Raw genomic sequence first — 19005 nt, forward strand, 5'->3', positions numbered from 1 at the left:
AATGCGTCGTGAAAGTCGAATCTGTATAGCTTGACTTCGTTTGACAACCCTTAGTCTTCACCGAAACCCATGCTCCGCTACATCTATCGTTGGCGCTACCGGCGCGCACAGAAAGCCGGATCCTTTAAAGTGCCCTTGGATCGCAACGGCTACTCGAATGGTCGTGTCAACTTGGGTAGCTATATGTCGCAACCTTCGGTGCGTGGACGCACCTTTGATCGCTTCGATCTGCCTCGAAAACGGCGCAAGGGCCTGGCGATCTTGATCGTGATTCTGCTGGCCTGCCTCTTCGGCTGGATCGTCTACGAAAGCATTGCGGCCTTCACCATCTTAAAAAACTGATACTCGGCTTAGCCCTTCTTCATCTTATCCAACTCTGGCTTCACCTTATTGGTATAGCAGGTAGGGCAGACGCTATGACTGAAACTGGTGCCGGTGCGATTCGACAGATAGGTTTCCACTTGTTGCCAGTAGTTGTTATCATCGCGCACCTTCTTGCAGTAGGAACAAATCGGGAGCATACTTTCCAAATCTTGAATCACGGTCGCATACTTCAAAATACGCTCAGCCACTCGTAGTCGCATCCAAATTTGATCACGGTCAAGCGGCTTGGCCAGAAAGTCGTCGATGCCGGCATTCATCGCCTCCATATAGGTATCCTTACCCTGCACATTGGCAGTCAGCAAAATGAAATAAGTGTATTCCGTTGCGGAGCGCTTACGCACCTTACGGCAAAAATCAAGGCCATCCAAGTTCGGCATCAGCCAGTCGCTGACAATCACACGCACCGGCGAGGCATCAAACGCGTCCCATGCATCGGCACCATTATCAAAAGCGAGCACCTCATGACCAAACTGCTTGAGCGTCGTGCTCAATAACTTGCGTGATATTTGATCATCTTCGGCGACTAGAATTTTCATGATAACTGCGACGTTAGTCGCGCCTCCATAGAGGTCAAGATTATGGCAGAGTCAAAGATCGACGCAGTCGCCGAGTTAAGACAGCTCCCCGATCAGCGTCTCAAAATCCGCAGGCAGGGGCGCTTGAAACTGCATCAACTCGTCGCGGTCGGGATGCTGGATATGCAATTCAGTGGAGTGCAACATGACCCGTGGCACCGTAACGCCCACCAAACGGGCGGGCTTGAAGCCATAGGTGGTGTCGCCCAGTAAAGGAAAGCGAATTTCGCTCATATGCACACGTATCTGGTGGGTGCGCCCCGTATGAATCACACAACTGATCCGCGAGGCTTTCTGCTTATAGCGCTCTTCCACTTTCCAGTCGGTGTGCGCGGGCTTACCACTATGCACCACTGCCATGCGAGTGCGCACCACGCGATGCCGTCCGATCGGTTCTTGGATCGTACCACGACTCACCTTTGGATGCCCGAAAACTAAGGCAGTATAACGTTTATACGTTCGACGCTCACTAAATTCAGCGGCCAACTTATGGTGCGCGGTGTCATTCTTCGCGATGATGATGAGTCCGCTGGTTTCTTTGTCCAATCGGTGCACAATGCCAGGGCGATTCGGCGCACCGATCGTACTCAAATTCTCTCCGCAGTGGTGAAGCAGGGCATGGACGAGGGTATTGTCTCCCGTGCCGCTGCCTGGATGCACGATCATACCAGGAGCTTTATTGACCACTAGAATCGATTCGTCCTCGTAGATAATATCGAGCGGTAAATCGACCGCGACAGGTGAGGCATCAAAAGTGGGCTCTTCTAGAACGGCTCGCAGGACGCCCTCGCGGTTGACTTTAAAACGCTTATCAATGGTCACTCCATCGAAGGTCACTTGCCCCGCATCGAAGGCTCGCTGCAAGCGAGCACGGCTAATGTCGTCAAACTCAGAGGCGAAGATCTTATCTGCGCGTCCAGCTTTGGCACCCGCAGGCACCGTAAATTCTATGATTCGATCAGACATTAATATTATTTAGCCAGCTCTCGCGCTGTTTCGCAATCTTTCGTGATCTGCGCTTTAAGTTCGTCCAAGGACGCAAACTTTTGCTCGGGACGAATGAACCGGAGCCACTCGACCTCGAGTGACGCGCCGCAGCCTAAGTCAGTCGTCTCCAGACCGTGCACTTCGAGCGCAGGCACTGGGTCCTCTGCAGCCACCGTGGGTTTGACGCCGTAATTCGCCACACCGGCCTGCCATGCGTGACTGCCGCTCTGACGAAAGCGCACGTAGTACACTCCGAAACAGGGCTGACACTCGGGCTCCCAGGGCAAATTCAGTGTTGGAAAACCAATGGTGCGGCCCAATTGTGCACCACTCACGATCTCGCCTGTCGCAGTGTAGTTATAACCAAGCAAATCATTTACGGCCTCCATCTCGCCCGCTTGTAACTCTTTACGGATCCGAGTACTACTGATTGGTTGACCGTTGTGCTTAATGCGGTCGGCACTAAAAACACCCAGCCCTAGCTCACGGCCCGTCGCAATCAAGGTCGCGACATCACCTGAGCGCTTTTGGCCGAAACGAAAATTTTCGCCGACATAAATTGATTTCAAGGCTGGCAGGGCTTGCTGCAGTTGCTGCAAAAACTGATCGGCGGGGATTGATGCGAAGGCACGGTCAAAATGCTTACGAATGACGCAATCCACACCGACTTCGTGCAACATCTTAGTCTTAGTCTCGATCGGCATGATCAGTTGAGTCGGATCTTCTGGACGAAAAAGACGGCTCGGGTGTGGATCGAAGGTCAGCACACCGCAAATTCCACCAGAACGGCGCGCAGAGAATACGGCCGACTCAATCACCGCCTTGTGCCCCAGATGCACCCCATCGAATACACCGATCGCTAGGTGTAATTCTCCCTTCATCTCGGAGAGAGCCTCGAAATCTTCAACCGCAGCCGGAAAGTTCATAGTTAATTAAAAAACGCCTCAAGGCGAATCCGCACGCTTTTAAAGCGCGTGACTCGGCACGGCTTGGATCACGGGGATCAATTGTTTGCGTAGAGTGGAAGGCGACATATTCTCCAACTCTTCGATAGTGGAAGCGTTTTCGATACGAAACTGCCCGACAGCAGTGCGGCGCAGTTCATTAAGATGGCCGCCGCAACCGAAACGTTCGCCCAGATCGTGCGCGATGGTGCGAACATAGGCGCCCTTGCTAGTGCCGACGATAAAGGATACCTCAGGCAGTGCAAACTTGGTAATGTCGAAGCGGCTGATGTGAATCACGCGCGGCTCGCGCTCGACGGTCTTACCTTGGCGGGCCAGTTTATAGAGTTTTTGACCGTTAATCTTCTTAGCAGAAAACATAGGAGGCGTCTGGTATTGATCGCCGATGAAGGTTTTCATCTCGGCCTTGACTTGCTCTTCAGTCAGCTCGGGCACGGGGCGCTCTTCGGTGATCTCACCGTCAGCGTCCTGAGAATCGGTAATGACACCGAGTTTCACACGTCCGGTGTATTCCTTATCCATGCTCATCAGATATTGCGAAGCCTTGGTGGCCTTGCCAATGAGGATCAACAACATACCTGTTGCCATCGGATCCAGTGTGCCTGCGTGGCCCACTTTCTTCATGTGAAAGACGCGTCGCATCTTCCCCACAACATCGTGCGAAGTGATGCCCTGTGGCTTATCAACTAGTAAAATGCCTTCCGGCGCGTCATTGGTGAGTTGAGACATGATAGATACTGTATACTCTGTGTCTTAATCGATCGTATCGAGATGCGCGCCAATGGCAGCCATCAATTGCGGATAAAACTCTTGGATCGAACTGTCGGCGACGTTTAAACCTGCAGCACATGCATGACCGCCCCCGCTAAATTGCTTAGCGATCTGGTCGACACGATATTTGGGATCTTTGGCACGTAGGCTGCCTTTAAGCGCACCTGCGCAGTCTTCAATGAGCACACCGATATCCACACCTTCGATGGAACGGGCGTAGTCGACAAGCCCTTCGGAGTCGTCAATAGTAGACCCGGTTGCAGCATAAACACCATCTTGAATCAAACCGACACATACGCGATTATCGAACTCCATAGTGAGGGAATCCAGGAAATGCTGTAGCAACTTAATCTTTGCAAAACTCTCGCGCTCATAAAGCTCATGCGCGGCGGCAGAGGGGTTGGCACCACACTCACAGAGACGACGCGCAATCTCAAATGTAGCTGGAGTGGTGGAAGGGAAGCGGAATTGTCCGGTGTCAGTAGCAATGCCGACATAAAGCGCTTGAGCGGTCACAGCATCGATCTCGTAGCCATTGTCCAAATAGAAACCAGCCAAGATCTCGGCAGTCGCACATGCAGTGGCGATCACTAGATTCTCAGCACCATACAGCTTGTTAGAAATGTGGTGGTCTACGTTGAGTGCGACTTCGGGAAAAAGCTCGTTGAGGCGATCCCCTACGCGCTTGAAATCTGCACAATCGACTGAAATTGCGATGTGACCATCTGGTGTGAAATCTTCGGCCAAGGCCATGGGCGTATCGCCGACAAAGGCTTCCAAGGTGTTGGGTGTGGCGTCGCGGTTGAGACCAATCGCCTCAATGCCGAGGCTTTTTAATACGCGCACTACGGCAACGGTGGAGCCAATGCAGTCTCCATCCGGACGCTGGTGCCCAAGCACTGCCACTTTTTGGCCCTTAAGTGATTCGATGGCAGCCGCAAAACGTGCGCTGTCTTCTGGGTAGAATTTATTGTCCGGCATTCTGTTCTTGATCGAGTTGGTCGAGTATATCGTTGATTTCAGCACCGCGCTCCAGTGATGGGTCGTAGATGAAATAGAAGGTAGGAAAATATTTGAGCGTAATCTCGCGGCTTACGCGCTGACGGATATCTTTGCCGATCCGGCGGAAGAGCTTCTGGCTGGCAGCAATGTCCTCTTCCTCGCCAAGGACAGAGTAATAGATACGTGCGTTGCGTAAATCGGCCGAGCAATCGACATCGCTAATAGTGATAGCGGCCGTATCGGCGCGATAATAGCGGCGCATTTGCTCACTCACTTCACGGCGAAGGAGTGCGTTGATACGTGTGATGCGTTGAGACATGGCGAAACGCCGCGAGCGGCTTATGTATGATGACTAATAAATAAAGACTAAGCGGAGGGGAATGCGGCGCCGCTGCGATCTATTGGCTCTCACCAGCTAGACTTGCAACGCACGGGACACATTCCCCTCCAGCAAAAACTTAAAGCGACGGACGCTGCTCTTCGACAGCGAAACACTCGATGTGGTCGCCCTCTTGATAGTCGTCGTAGCCTGCCACGTTGATACCACATTCGTAACCGGCGCGAACTTCCTTAACGTCGTCCTTAAAGCGCTTGAGCGTATCAATCTTGCTCTCATGAATGAGCTGACCACCACGCATCAGACGTGCGATGCAGTTGCGCTTGATCGAACCTTCGGTCACCATACAACCCGCGACGTTGCGCGTTTTGCCCACCGAGAACACTTGGCGAACTTCAGCAGCACCAGTCTTCTTCTCGGTGTATTCGGCGTCGAGTAGATCCGCCATGGCCTCTTCGACTTGGTCGATGAGCTCATAGATAATCGCGTGTTGCACAATACGAATGTCGTGATGCTTCGCGAGGCTTTGCACACCGTTATCGAGCTTAACGTTGAAACCAACGACCATGGCACCCCCCGCACTGGCGAGCGTGATATCGTTCTTAGTAATGTGGCCAACGCCCTTACTGATCACTTCGAGGTCCACCTTGGTGCTTTCGATTTCCTTGAGCGCCTGAACCAATGCTTCGGTAGAGCCGTGCACGTCGGACTTAACGATGACGCGCAGGCACTTCTTCTGCTGGTTTTCGATGGCAGCAAACAAGTCGTCAATAGTCGCGGCGCCTCCTTCAGAATTCTTCTGCTGGGCACGAGCGGCGTCGTGGAGCTTGCGAACCTGCATGTTCTCCTCTGCGTTGCGCTTGGCAGTCTTCTCGTTCTTCTCGGTGTTAAACTTCGTGCCCGAAGCTGGCACATCGGACCAGCCGGTGACCTTAACAGGTGTGGCGGGCGGTGCGGCCTTGAGGACCTTACCGTCGGCATCGGTCATCGTTTTCACACGGCAGTAAACTTCGCCGCATAGCAAGGCATCACCACGCTTCAGCGTGCCACGCTCGACGATCACGGTCGCGGTCGCGCCACGACCTTGCTCTACTTGAGATTCGATAATGGTGCCAGAAGCAGGGCAGCTAGGGTTCGCTTGTAACTCGAGCACTTCTGCTTGCAGCAGAATCATGTCGAGCAGATCGTCAATGTTCGTGCCCTTGAGCGCGGAAACCTCGACTGCAATCGTTTCACCGCCCCAATCTTCGGGTGCGATGCCCTTTTCCTGCATCTGCTGCTTCACGCGGTCGACGTTGGCGCCCTTCGCGTCGATCTTATTGATCGCAACGATAATGGCGTTGTTGGCCTCCTTGGCAAATTTCAGTGCTTCGTCTGTCTGTGGTTTGAAGGCGTCGTCCGCCGCGACCACAAGGATCGAGACATCGGTCACATTGGCACCACGCTCACGCATCATGGAGAAAGCGGCGTGACCAGGCGTATCGATAAACGAAATCTTCTGGCCATTGTGCTCGATCTGATACGCACCGATGTGCTGGGTGATACCACCCGCTTCGCCGCTAACCACATTGGCCTTACGAATGGTGTCGAGCAAGGTCGTCTTACCATGGTCGACGTGTCCGAGGATACACACAACTGGTGGGCGCGGCTTGAGGAATTTAGGATCGTCGTCGTCGGGCTTCTCAACCTTCGGCTTCGCAGAACCAGTTTGCTCGTTTTGCTCGCCGCGATGATGAATTTCTAGCTCACAGCCGTGACGCGTCGCAATTTGAACGGCGACATTTTCTTCGATGGTTTGATTCATCGAAGCGAAAATGCCGAGCTCCATTAGCTCAGAAATCAATTTGAAAGGCTTGAGACCAATCTCACCAGCGAAGTCGCGAACAACGATCGGTGGTTTGATATGAATCTTCTTAAGTCCACTCTCAGGTGCTTCAGCTGTTTCACCTTCTGGCAACGCAGTATCGGCCGCTGGTGCGGCCTCTTTTTCAACGGGCTTAGCCGCTGCCGGAGGCTTGGGCGGCCCCGCAGGTGTAGGTGCTGCCGGAGGCTTCGGTGGACCTGCAGGTTTTGGAGCAGGCGGTGTCGGGGGTGTTACCGGAGGCTTCGCAGCCGCTGGTTTCGGAGCCACAGGCGGCTTGGAAGCTGCAGGTGTTTCGACAGACTTAGGCGCCACAACTGCTTTAGCAGGAATTGCTGCTGCTGGTGGTGTCGAAGCAGGCTTCACACCCACAACTGCTTGAGGCGGAATCGCCGCGGCGGGCGGTTTTGTGCCAACAGCTGCAGTCGATGGCTTGGGTGCCTTTGGTGGGCCGCCCACCGGTGGACGTGGTGGACCGCCAGCTGGTGGTTTAGGAGGGCCGCCGGCTGGTGGCTTAGGTGGTCCCGCTGGGCTCACTGGCTTCGGTGCGGGCGGAGGTGTCACTGCTTTGACTGGCTCGGCAGGCTTTGGAGCCTTTGCCGCTTGAGCTGCTTTTTCGGCTTCGGCTTTGGCTGCTTTTTCAGCCTCAGCTTTCGCCGCCTTTTCTTCATGCTCACGCTCGATGTCCGCGACTGACTTCACGAAGACGCCCTCGGGCAACTTCGGTGCAGCAGGCGCATCGGGTTCGGCAGGAGCAGACGCCTCCTCGGTTTTTGGCGCTTCCGGCTCAGGAGCTTCGGTAGCGTATTCTTCGCGAAGGGCGTCGGCAGAGATATTATCAATCGTGCTGGAAGCGCTCTTCACCTCGAAGCCACGACTTTTCAGGAGCGCGATGAGCTCCTTGTTCTCCATTCCGATATCTTTGGAAAGTTGGTGTATACGTACACTCATAAATGAGTAATATTATTAAGTCTGGTTGTTGGTTGGAACGGCGCGCAAGCGACTAACCGTTTTGCTGAAAAAATGCGGCGACCTTGGAGATCACATCGGCGGCCTCTTCGCTGCTGAAACCAGCATCGACAAGGTCATCGGCAGTGACGCCTTCAAAGACTTCTGGGCTGGCAAATCCGATCGCCACCAAGCGGGAAGCAACATCGGGGTCGAGTCCGTCGATCGCGTTGAGCCCTTGCACGGCCTTAGCTACCTTCTCGTCGAATCCTACGGCTTCCTTCTCTTCCTTCGCGATATCGAGCTTCCACCCAAGAAGTCGTGAAGTGAGCTTGGCATTGAAGCCACGGCGACCAATTGCAATCGAAAGATCGTCTTCCGCCACTTCGAAATGAATGCGGCGATCACTTTCGTTGACCTTGATGTTCTTAGGCACTGCAGGCTTGAGCGCCTCCTCCAATAATTGCAGCGGATCCGGGAAATAGCGGATGATGTCGATCTTTTCACCACCGAGCTCGCGGACGATGGTTTTGACACGCGCACCACGTGCACCGACGCACGCTCCGACAGGGTCTACCTTAGGATCGCTACTGTTCACAGCGATCTTGGTGCGGTAGCCAGCCTCACGTGCCATCGCTTCGATGGTGACGGTGCCGTCTGCGATCTCCGTCACTTCGAGCTCGAAAAGCCGACGCACGAAATTCAAATTTGAGCGGGACAGAATGATGTCCGGGCCGCGGTTGGTCTGCTCGATTTTGAGCAACAAGCAACGAATGCTCTCACCAGGCGCGTAATCTTCGCCTTGCACACGTTCGCGTGGTGGCAGGATCGCTTCGGCTTTGCCAAGATCGACAATCAAATCACCGCGCTCGCGACGGCGCACCGTGCCTGTCACGATGTCGCCGACTGTGTCTTTGTAATCATCGTAAATGCGATCCTTCTCAAATTGGCGAATGCGCTGCATGATCGCCTGACGCGCAGTTTGCGCGGCAATACGGCCGAGATACGCAGGGTCGACTTCCTTTTCAATACTATCGCCGATTTGCGCATTAGGATCGATTTGGCGTGCCTTTTCGATGTGAATTTCAACATCAGCATCTCCAACAGAGTCAACGACTTGCAACTGACTCCATGCCTTAAGCGCACCTGTTTTAGGGTTGATCACCACACGGATGTCTTGCCCCGCGCTAATGCCCTTTTGGGCTGCGCTCGCGATGGCACCAGAGATGGCTTCGATCATGTCTGGACGACTGATCCCCTTCTCTTTCTCCATGTATTCTAAAACTGATAGTATCTCGTGGCTCATTTGGGTGCTAAAAATAAAAAAAGCAGGCTATGCCCGCTTTTAAAGTGTTGCTGGGTTTAAAAGTGAATCCGGCACATTAGAGGGCCCTTAGTGCTTGTCAAGGTACCTTGTAAAGGGTTTGAGCTGAGTCACTCGTCCCTGCTTTATACTTGCGTCGAGACCGCGTCTGCGCATTTTCCGCCCCAACAGCCGCCCTGCTCGCTGAATTCCCAGGGCAACGCCATTCCGGCACAGAACCACTGAATTCATGAAAACTGTCATCGTATACTCCGGGGGACTCGATTCCACCGTACTGCTCTACCACTTGCGCGACGCAGGGCACGATTTGCACGCACTCTCCATCGACTATGGGCAACGCCATCGTTGCGAACTCGATCGTGCAGCCGCGATTTGCGCCGAGCTCGAGATTCCACAGCCTATGGCCGACCTCTCCGCCATCCAGCCGCTGCTGGCTGGCAATAGCCTGACGTCTCCGGAGATTGAAGTCGCGGAAGGCCACTATACGGAGGAGAGCATGAAAACCACCGTCGTCCCGAATCGAAATATGATCTTTTTGGCGATCGCCACCGGCCACGCGCTTTCCATCCAAGCCGGCCAGATCGCCTACGCCGCGCACTCGGGTGACCACGCCATCTATCCCGACTGCCGCAACGAATTTGCGGACGCCATGGCCGCCGCCATCGAACTTGCCGACTGGGAGCAGGTTAAGCTTAGCCGCCCCTTCGTGGATTGGAGCAAGGCCGACATCGTGCGCCGTGGCGCCGTACTCGGCGTCCCCTTCGAAAAGACTTGGTCTTGCTATAAAGGGGGCGAAGTCCACTGCGGCCGCTGCGGCACCTGCATCGAGCGCCGCGAAGCCTTCGATCTCGCTAAAGTCGAAGATCCCACAACCTACGCCGACGATGCTCCCAGCCTCGAAAGCCTCCGCGCCAATGGCTGGCGTCTCTAAAGAAGACTGCTTCCGAGTTCCCAGTGATTGCACATCCAATTTAATTCCTAATTGTTCCTTCAGCCGCCCTAAGGGCCCCCACTTCAGTCAGCCCTTCGGGCAAACCGTTCCAGTTCACCATCTTCGCGCTCACGCGCTACGTCCTAATTCTCCCGCCGTGCTCACTTGCAAGAAATCCTATCGCGACATCCCGTTCGCCCACCGCCAACACCACCACAGTGGGCACTGCGCCCTCATACATGGGCACAACTGGACGATCACACTCACCTTCGCCTGCAACGAGACCGACGAAAATGGCTTCGTATTGGACTTCGGAAAAGTAAAGTATCTTAAAAAGTGGATCGACGAGAATCTCGACCACGCCTGCCTCTTTAATGAGAGCGATCCCGAGAAAGAGGCCCTACTGAAACAATTTGGCCACCTATTCAAAGCTTATACGCTCCCGACCTGCTCCTGCGAAGGACTCGCCGAGCATATCTATCATACCTTCAACCCCATGGTGCGCGCACAAAGCGACAATCGCGCCTGGATCACAGAAGTTGAAATCGAGGAAGACAATAAAAACAGCGCCGCCTACCGGCCCACATAAGCGCCCGCAGAGACTGTAGTTAACAGGCTATTTTCCCCGGCTACTAGGGCATTCACATGCCAGGACGGACGTGGTCGATTTGCATGAATTTAACAGTCAAATGTCTCGAATAGAAAAGAGATCGCTACATAATCGCAGTTTCGGCACAATTCTTTCTATTAAGGAGCCATGAAACCGCGCAACAGACTACCAAACACGCAAGCCCAAGGCGGCTTTGCGCTCGTACTTGCGCTCACGCTAATGGGCTTCGTCCTTGTGCTTCTAGTTTCCATGACGTTGATGATCAACGTAGAAACTGTCAGTAGCCAAGCCACACTCTCACAACTCCGGGCAAAAGAAAGCGCCCGCCTCGCCCTAATGATGGCACTCGGCGATCTTCAACGCTACGCCGGCCCCGATCAACGGGTGACAGCACGAGCAGAAATTTTAAATAGCGATCTAGCTAGTGACCATCCATACTGGACGGGGGCCTGGGATAGCAACAACATGAGCTCAAATCCACATTGGATGGTCTCTTGGCAGGATCAGAGTTCGCAAATACCGCCCACTGATACATTGCAACTCCTCGGCTCTGGAGCAGCAGGAGCACTCAGTAGCAACTATGTGAATGCTCCAGTCATCCATGTCATCGGCAATAACAGCTCCAATAATTCCAAAATCGCTTGGTGGGTCAGTGACGACGGCGTCAAAGCTAGCGCTGGCAACCGCCCGAGGCAGCTAAGGGCGACCTCAAATTTCCTAACAACTGAATCCTTTGATGCCCTTGATCTGCTAGTGGCCTCCAGTCAAGGGCTGGAAAGTATTTTTCCAAACTATGATCGATTTAGCTCAAGTGACGCCAAGCACTTAGACCGTGTTTTTTCTTATAAACAGTTACTCGCACAATCCGACTTCCTTGAAGCCGATGCAGACTTCTCCAACGAAGCGGGCTACCACTCGATTGCCCCCTTTAGCCTAGGCGTGCTCTCGAATACACTCAGCGGTAGCGACGGTGGCTTACTTAGAGATCTTTCACTCTTCCCCCAAATGCTAGGCACTGAGCTCGCTGAATACCTCCAACTCGGCGAGGCACATGCAGACGCTCAAAACCTGCTCAGTGACGCAGTGGCGAGCAAGCGACTGTTCAGTCAAATCCAAGGCCTCGAAGCCATCGGCCCACTTAACGATGGCGATATCGCCACTCCAATTGCCCCGATCCTTTCGAATTTCATGATGGCCTTTACCATCCGCTCCGAGTCCCCCGTCGCCAGTAACCCAAACTTCTACCTGCGCATGCGCTTCTTTTGTGAGTTTTGGAACCCCTACACAAATGCCTTAAGTATGCAAGATGAGGCGAACAACAATTTAGAATTGGAACTAGAAATAAACGGACTGCCCGAAGTCACTGTCCATAAGACCACAGGCACTCTGGCTCATAGCGCCCCCATTGATATTCAAAGTTTAACGGGTCAACCCAGCCATCCTGATAACTCGATGGTGATACGCTTGGTAAATGATACATCTCAGGATTGGCTGCCAGGACAATCTAAGAATTGGACAGGAGTGGATGCCACTCGTGCAACGGGTGCCTCACCTTATTACTCCATTCAAAATGATGGAAAATCCTGGAATGACCCAGATCATAACCTGGGAGGAGCGACCGGGATCGACACATTCGAACCGCGCCTCACATCCGACCTTCGACATGAAAGCACTGGCAACAACAACATCACTGTAAAAGTTTACTTAGTCAACGACGCCACCAATGAGCGTGAATTGCTCTCGACCATCGACAGCCTGGAGTATCAACCCGTCTCCACACGCCCGAGCGGCTACAGTAACACACACAGTGGATCTAAATTTGGCTACCACTTCATATTGCGTGGACCCCACCTAAGCGCCAATGACTCCGAATACTACAGAGGACGCTGGCTCTACGACCACGACCCGAGAAACCCAGCGCCGGAGTTTAATCCGGATTGGAATCTAGACAACGACCCCGACGTTCCCAGCGGCAGCGCCTACGTACCCATAAAAGATGGGATTAGTACCCTGCTAACCCCCGCACCAGCCGAAATCTTTGATCCTGACACCATTAATACCATTGTTTTCAGACGCATAATGGACCGAAGCTCAGGAATCAACGGACAACATTACAATACGCTTTGGCAAAATGCACCGCTATTTGAACTGCCACGCGAACGTATCCTTTCACTCGCTTCCCTTCAACACCTCTACTTCCACAATGAGCGTCCATTCCAAGTCGGTAATAGCTGGGGCAGCGACGGTGCCACCAATACCTCTGCATGGTTTGACCGCTACTACTTCTCTGGTTTTAGCCGCAGTGATAATCCCAACTCATTCGACACAACTACAGGACCGACAAACCCGAGCCTAGTCTTTTATCACCCCAACGACTTCGCCAATGAACTCAATGACTGGCAAGCAAACACGGCCTCCGATACAGAGGCCGCCAAGAACCCAGCTGAACTCCTGATGGTCGCCAACCGTTTTAATGTCAATTCCACCTCTGTCGCCGCATGGAAGGCCGTACTGAGTTCCTTGCGTCTCGATAATTTCGAATACTTAGACTACCCCGAACAAGACACCTCCGACCTCTCTACACTCACGATCAACCAACAAAGTCGCATCGGCAGCTTTGCTCGTTTTTCTCACTCTCTGGAGGAGACCTACGAAGCCCCCGAGACTCCAGCTTTCGATAATGGCGAGTCCATCGCCCCCTCCGCATTCTATCGCCACGGCGCACGGCGCTTCGACGACGACGAATTTGAAGCCTTCGCAGAAGAGATCGTTCGTCTGATCAAGGAACGTGCCAGTCCCTTCGCAACCATGGAATCCTTCATTTCGGCAGCTAGCGGCGAAGAAGAAAGTCTATTGGAAAAAGCCATAGCTGCCGTCTTTGCCCCTAGTGGTCGTCAAGAATGGGACCATCAATGGGAGACCACAGGCGTGCGCGGCAATAATGCTGATATCATCGAAATCGATCATTTCTCACCAGGATTTCTCACCCAAGCGGATGTGCTATCCGCCATCGGCCCCATGTTGGCTCCCCGCTCAGATACATTTACTATTCGCACCCGCGGCGATAGCATCAACCTCGAGGGCCAAAGCGAAGCGAGTGCTTATTTAGAAGCTACTTTTCAACGCACCCCAGAAACCGTCGATTCCACGGCCAATCCAACCGAATCCAATGATCGCCGTTTCATCCTAATTTCACTACGTTGGCTATCGGAGAAAGAAGTATAATGCAGCTACACAATCATATCCACGCCTTCATACTGCTCCTAATCACCACAATCAGCGCGGGAGCACAGCCAGCAGTACGTGAAATTGAATTTAACGTCTATGGCCAATACCCTGTTCGAAATATCGAATACCGACCGATCGGAGAGAGCTCGATTCAATTAGGTGAAGAGCCCCCCGCCCCCGTCGCGATCAAGACGCATTCGCTCGCACGCATGGGGCCCTACACTTATAAGGGCATTGAACCGATCGAGTTCTATAACGCAAAGAATCAAGAGCTTGTAGCAAAAGTCACCATACCGCCCGATAGCGATAAATGGTTACTCATATTCCTCAAGAATCCTCGCTACAAAAGTGACCCGAATGGGCAACTCAGGTACCTCGTTTATCCCTTTAACGATAGCCCTTCGCACTTACCTGCCGACGGCCTGATTTTTCTAAATATCTCAGGAAACGCACTCGATGGTTTACTTGAAGATAAGCGAGTCAGCCTAGGCGTAGGCGAATCAGGCACATACCGAGTACAAGAAAGCCTCCCAATCAATTTATGGGCACGCAGTTTCGACGGAGAAAAACTCCTGCCAGCACTGGTTAAAACATACAGCTTTACTCCCAATCACCGCTACCTGATGATCTTCTTCCCACCTGTTTTAACGGGTTCCGTCGACCTGGATGTGCGATTCTTAAGTGAATCTGCAGAATAATAGTTAGAGCCAAGCCTCAGCAAAATTCTCAGCGCCTGCCAGACAATGCCCGAAACTTGGCCCACAAGTGGCTGAATGACCACGCGAAATCTCTTGGGCGTTCTTTGAGCCAATGGTTGAGGTGTTTCACATCAATCCATTGCCCCTCCATCACTTCAGTCGAATCCAGCACAAAAGGCCCCTCCGACTCGCAAGTGTAGACCCACACAAACTCATAGCCCGTCTGCTTACAAGGCGCCTCCTTGAACACACGTTTCAGCTGATGCGGATCGTGAAGACCGATTTCTTCGGCCAACTCCCGCGGGGCCGCATCATCGTAATCCTCTCCGGTGTCCACATGCCCCGAACAAGAACTGACCCACTTACCAGGCGCAGTGTCTTTGCTTAAAGAACGACGTTGTAAGTACAGCTGCCCCGCTTGATTGAATACAAACACGTGCACAGCTCGGTGCAGTAGCTTTTCGCGGTGCACCACCGAACGTGGCTCCTGACGGAGAACATTATCGTCGTCGTCGACGACATCAAAGATATCAGTAACGGGCATGATCATTGAAACATAAAATAAATGGGGTAGGAATGCATGAAACTTAGTCCAAATCCACTCCTTTGATCGAGCATAAGAATGCTCATTTTCGTTAAGAAAATATGAAATATAAGGAGAATACCCTAATCGGGCATAGCAAACATCCAAGGAATTACGCCCGAGTTCACTTTTACCTCCTCAATCTTGAGTGTGCTCACCCATTCCCCGTCTTGATAACTTTCCACCTGCCTAGCGATCGGCATGCCATAATCTCGAACATAATCGCGATAGACGACACTGTTCACCGTACCATTCAATAGATCCTGACTCACTGATTTAACTTCAAGATGCGTACGTATATCTATAAAATAATCCACTTGATAATCATTCGCGAGTTTCACTCGTATCTGATGACAAATATTTCCGTCTGTCGGCACTGTATCAATGTACTCAATTCTCTTTTCATCAGCAAAAGGATACAGCAAATGGCTACCGAAAGTCGAATTATGTATGAAACGTCGCGCCTCCATTTCTGACATAGGCGCCGAGAGTGCATCACGCTCCCCCAGCTTTTGCCAAGCAACCTCACCATCATAGCCTAAAAGCATAGCACGTTGATTGTCACCAATGCTTAACTTTATGAGATTTGGCTTCTTCTGATAGGCCTTAAGCTCGAACTCTCCACTCTCTATTTTCAAAGTGCCCAAAATCTTTAAACTAGAAATTTGTTCCCACTGCTCCTCACCTCCTAGGCCCTCCTGATAATAACGCTGAATGATCCGAGCCAATTGTCCCTCTCCCAATTCAGGCATGGCCACAGTCTGCAGCATGGCTTTAGTTTCATCTGCAGGTATCTGCAGCACGTTATCTGTAACGGAAGCTTCGTCGGCCATCACAGATATATTAGCCGCACACATTCCGAGGGCTCCTAAAATACAAAAAAGGTGTCGCTGTAAAATCATGGATGTCTAAGAGTAAATAGAATAGGTCTATCGGCTAGATTATTTGTTCCAGTAATTCGCAACCATCCTCGACTTAATACGATCCTATATTCAACAACGAAAATGGTGGACTTACCGCCCTCGAAGAGACACTCATCACAATCGTATTATGGCAGTTTTTAACTACAAAGCGCGACAGGCAGACGGAACGATTACCAGCGGTTCGATCGAGGCTGCAGAGCGTCGACTGGCCATGCAGCGCCTACAAGCGCAAGGGCTCAGTCCAATGGCACTCAAAGAAGGCAGCACAAGCGCACCGTCGATTTTTGCCAAACTGGGAGAACGCAGCAAATCTCTACGCAATACTGGTAGCTCTACAGACCAGTCCAACATACCCGTCAAACAGCGTGGCTCAAAACGTGAACACATCGGACTCACCGTGTTGAAGCGCCTCATGGAGCTACATAGCTCTGGCCTTCCAATCGGGGATTCGATTCGTATTCTCAGTCAGCGCCTCAGCGATAAAGAGCAACGGGGAATCGTCCAAACTCTGTGGCGAGACTTAAGCGAAGGTTCCACCCTTGCCGGAGCTATGTCGCGCCAACCACGCTATTTCCCGAACTCTATCAGCTATGTCATCGAGGCCGGTGAGGCCACCGGTAATCTCGCGCCAATCCTACGTAAAGTCATTGACTACCTCGAAGAAAAGGAAGCGATCCGCAAGAAGATGATCGCCAGCATGATGTATCCTACATTCATCTGCACAGTCGCCATCGCCGTGGTGGTGCTCTTTATGACTGTGTTACTGCCTCAGATTCAAGGCATGCTGGATCGTCTCGGGGGCGAAATGACTTGGAGCGCACGTATCTTAATCGACGGCTCATCACTAATCGCCAAAGCGGGTCCTTTTATACTCATTGCGGGCATCGTAGGCGCCCTCGCCTTCCAACAATGGCGACGCAGTGAAAAAGGCCTACGCCGCTCCGATTCATGGCTCCTGAAATTGCCACTGCTCGGAAAGATTTTCCTCTATGGTGACCTATTTCAAGTCGGTAACTTGATCACCACCTTACTCGAGAGTGGCATCAATACCACGGAAACACTCAGACTTACCGAGCGCACCGTCAAAAACTCAGAGCTCAAAGAACGCTTTAATACTGCCCGCGGCCAAGTCAACGAGGGTCTATCAATTGCACAGGCCTTTCAACGCAACCGCTTCATGCCGGAGCTCGCAGTCGACATTTTAACCGTCGGTGAAAACACGGGAAATTTAGCTCACAGCATGAACGAAATCACCCGCAGCTTCCGAAACGAGCTGACTGCCCGTCTTAGCAAATTAACCACACTGGTATCCACTGGTGCCCTGATTTGTGCCTTTATTTTAGTCGCCCTGATCGCCCTGGGGATTGTCACCAGCGTCTTTCAGGTCAGCCGCACTCTCTCGTAAGACAAAGCAAGTAGCGGGGCTCTTTAGACCCCGTTCCGCGTCCCGCCAAGCAACCGACAGCCAAAGACACACCGAAACCGAGGCTAAAGCACTCGGCTACGACTGACCCACCATTCACTTCGTAGCGGGGCTCTTTAGACCCCGTTCACGTCTCGCCCAGCAACCGGCAACCAAAGACTCATCGACCACGCTATCCACGCGGTAAAGTAAACGACATACGCGTCCCCTCACCCAGCTTGCTTTCAGCTAGCACACTGCCGCCGTGTAATTGCACGATATGCTTCACAATACTCAAGCCGAGGCCTGTGCCTCCAGTTTCACGTGAACGCCCCTTATCGACACGATAGAAGCGCTCAAAGAGATGCGGTAAGTCCTTAGCAGGTATGCCTGGTCCATCATCCACAACAGCGCAGCGCACATGCCCCGAATCAGAATCGAGCGTGGCCTCCAGCTGTATGCGTTTAAACTCAGGCGCATAACGAAATACGTTTTCAATAAAATTATCCAAGACCTGGTGAATTCGATAGCGATCAAAGGGCAAGCTGTCGATCCCCTCCTCTACGCTGACCACGATCGCCTGAGTCTCCGAATTCATGCGGGCACGGTAATTCTCCGCAACTTCATCTAGCAATGGACGCAAGGGCTGATCCACTGGCTCGATCTGATCAGGGCGTGATTCCAAACGAGAGATCGTTAACAAATCCTCCACCAACACATGCAGACGCTCTGCATTGTTTAGAATCTTAGAAGTAAAGCGCAGACGCGCCTTGGGATTGATGGTTGCTTCATCATCAATCAAGGTCTCCGCAAAGCCCTTAATAATCGTCAAAGGCGTGCGCAACTCATGGGAGACATTCGCCACAAACTCCCGCCGCATAACTTCTAAAGCCTTCAATTGGGTGATATCATGCAGCACTAACAAGGTCGACTGCGAGTCCGCAGGCTCCAAGCCAGTCACCTTTGCGCACGAAGCTTCAAACCAAAGTGTTTCATTCCCCTGCTCAATCCGGATTTGCGTCGGCTCTGTGCGATCCACCTTAGCAGCCGCATCCAATAACTCCAGCAGGGTCAAGGAGCGAAAGACGCCTTCCAAGCGCAGGCCGTGAATCGATTGCCCGCCACGAAAAAGTTTCTCTGCGGAGCGATTAGCATATTCCACCACTCGATCCGCATCAAATACAATCACCACCTCCTGCACCGCCCCAAGCATCGCCTCAACTTGACTGGAGTAGCCGCTCTTCTGCGCGGAGGCGTGGTTGTGTGAATCAATCAAGCCATTCAAGGAATCGACGAGCCCTAAAGCCCCAATTCGCTCTAAAACATCCGACGAATCTTCTGGCAACATGCGACGACGAGAACGCACCGCGCCCTCCAACTCCCGCAATAAACGTCGCATCCGCAAGCCCCGAACAAATAACACCAGCGACAAAACTGACAATACGAACGTAATAATCCAGAGCATGATAAAGAAGT

The 19005-nt window shown here is 52.5% G+C and carries 17 protein-coding genes; 6 read left to right on the top strand and 11 right to left on the bottom strand.

Features of this window, described 5'->3' with window-relative positions; genetic code table 11:
• Nucleotides 1–69 precede the first annotated feature (69 nt).
• Nucleotides 70–342 (top strand): hypothetical protein, encoded by a 273-nt coding sequence (locus tag QEH52_RS06760; RefSeq protein WP_308949337.1) that lies wholly within the window; start codon nucleotides 70–72, stop codon nucleotides 340–342.
• 8 nt (nucleotides 343–350) lie between these two features.
• Here QEH52_RS06760 and QEH52_RS06765 read toward each other — a convergent pair whose 3' ends face one another.
• The 8 genes from QEH52_RS06765 to nusA all read right to left on the bottom strand — a co-directional run bounded on the left by QEH52_RS06765 (nucleotide 351) and on the right by nusA (nucleotide 9136).
• A complete protein-coding gene (locus tag QEH52_RS06765) occupies nucleotides 351–920 on the bottom strand; it encodes a response regulator (protein WP_308949338.1) in 570 nt (189 codons plus the stop codon).
• Between the two features lie 75 nt (nucleotides 921–995).
• Nucleotides 996–1925: an RluA family pseudouridine synthase gene (locus tag QEH52_RS06770; protein WP_308949339.1), complete on the bottom strand. Its 930-nt coding sequence runs from the start codon at nucleotides 1923–1925 to the stop codon at nucleotides 996–998.
• A 5-nt stretch (nucleotides 1926–1930) separates the two neighbouring features.
• On the bottom strand, nucleotides 1931–2872 hold the full coding sequence (gene ribF / locus QEH52_RS06775) for a riboflavin biosynthesis protein RibF (protein WP_308949340.1): 942 nt from the start codon (nucleotides 2870–2872) through the stop codon (nucleotides 1931–1933).
• A gap of 39 nt (nucleotides 2873–2911) precedes the next feature.
• Nucleotides 2912–3640 (bottom strand): tRNA pseudouridine(55) synthase TruB, encoded by a 729-nt coding sequence (gene truB / locus QEH52_RS06780; RefSeq protein ID WP_308949341.1) that lies wholly within the window; start codon nucleotides 3638–3640, stop codon nucleotides 2912–2914.
• A gap of 24 nt (nucleotides 3641–3664) precedes the next feature.
• Nucleotides 3665–4663: a DHH family phosphoesterase gene (locus QEH52_RS06785; RefSeq protein WP_308949342.1), complete on the bottom strand. Its 999-nt coding sequence runs from the start codon at nucleotides 4661–4663 to the stop codon at nucleotides 3665–3667.
• The gene (rbfA, locus tag QEH52_RS06790) at nucleotides 4650–5003 is read right to left on the bottom strand and encodes a 30S ribosome-binding factor RbfA (protein ID WP_308949343.1); all 354 of its coding nucleotides are present in this window, start codon (nucleotides 5001–5003) and stop codon (nucleotides 4650–4652) included. Before rbfA ends, QEH52_RS06785 begins: the two co-directional genes overlap by 14 nt.
• 139 nt (nucleotides 5004–5142) lie before the next feature.
• Nucleotides 5143–7833 carry a translation initiation factor IF-2 gene (gene infB / locus QEH52_RS06795; protein WP_308949344.1) on the bottom strand — a complete coding sequence of 897 codons (2691 nt, stop codon included), beginning with the start codon at nucleotides 7831–7833 and terminating at the stop codon, nucleotides 5143–5145.
• A 52-nt stretch (nucleotides 7834–7885) separates the two neighbouring features.
• Entirely contained in the window at nucleotides 7886–9136 is a 1251-nt protein-coding gene (gene nusA / locus QEH52_RS06800) for a transcription termination factor NusA (RefSeq protein ID WP_308949345.1), read from the bottom strand.
• Between the two features lie 247 nt (nucleotides 9137–9383).
• Between nusA and queC the strand changes: the two genes are divergently transcribed.
• The 4 genes from queC (at nucleotide 9384) to QEH52_RS06820 (ending at nucleotide 14621) form a co-directional block, all read left to right on the top strand.
• Complete coding sequence (gene queC, locus QEH52_RS06805; protein ID WP_308949346.1) at nucleotides 9384–10085, top strand: 7-cyano-7-deazaguanine synthase QueC; 702 nt, start codon at nucleotides 9384–9386, stop codon at nucleotides 10083–10085.
• Between the two features lie 157 nt (nucleotides 10086–10242).
• A complete protein-coding gene (locus QEH52_RS06810) occupies nucleotides 10243–10674 on the top strand; it encodes a 6-pyruvoyl trahydropterin synthase family protein (protein WP_308949347.1) in 432 nt (143 codons plus the stop codon).
• Nucleotides 10675–10842: 168 nt separating this feature from the next.
• On the top strand, nucleotides 10843–13920 hold the full coding sequence (locus QEH52_RS06815; RefSeq protein ID WP_308949348.1) for a hypothetical protein: 3078 nt from the start codon (nucleotides 10843–10845) through the stop codon (nucleotides 13918–13920).
• A complete protein-coding gene (locus QEH52_RS06820) occupies nucleotides 13920–14621 on the top strand; it encodes a hypothetical protein (RefSeq protein ID WP_308949349.1) in 702 nt (233 codons plus the stop codon). The genes QEH52_RS06815 and QEH52_RS06820 overlap by 1 nt, the downstream gene beginning before the upstream one ends.
• Before the next feature lie 28 nt (nucleotides 14622–14649).
• Here QEH52_RS06820 and QEH52_RS06825 read toward each other — a convergent pair whose 3' ends face one another.
• Nucleotides 14650–15165 (bottom strand): NUDIX hydrolase, encoded by a 516-nt coding sequence (locus tag QEH52_RS06825; protein WP_308949350.1) that lies wholly within the window; start codon nucleotides 15163–15165, stop codon nucleotides 14650–14652.
• A gap of 122 nt (nucleotides 15166–15287) precedes the next feature.
• Nucleotides 15288–16037: a hypothetical protein gene (locus QEH52_RS06830; RefSeq protein ID WP_308949351.1), complete on the bottom strand. Its 750-nt coding sequence runs from the start codon at nucleotides 16035–16037 to the stop codon at nucleotides 15288–15290.
• Nucleotides 16038–16254: 217 nt separating this feature from the next.
• Between QEH52_RS06830 and QEH52_RS06835 the strand changes: the two genes are divergently transcribed.
• A complete protein-coding gene (locus QEH52_RS06835) occupies nucleotides 16255–17532 on the top strand; it encodes a type II secretion system F family protein (RefSeq protein WP_308949352.1) in 1278 nt (425 codons plus the stop codon).
• Between the two features lie 190 nt (nucleotides 17533–17722).
• Here the strand turns inward: QEH52_RS06835 and QEH52_RS06840 are convergent, their stop codons facing one another.
• A complete protein-coding gene (locus tag QEH52_RS06840) occupies nucleotides 17723–18994 on the bottom strand; it encodes a sensor histidine kinase (RefSeq protein ID WP_308949353.1) in 1272 nt (423 codons plus the stop codon).
• Nucleotides 18995–19005: the final 11 nt, after the last annotated feature.

Source organism: Thalassobacterium maritimum (genome assembly GCF_031127805.1).
In the GTDB taxonomy this organism is placed as follows: Bacteria; Verrucomicrobiota; Verrucomicrobiia; order Opitutales; family Coraliomargaritaceae; genus Thalassobacterium; species Thalassobacterium maritimum.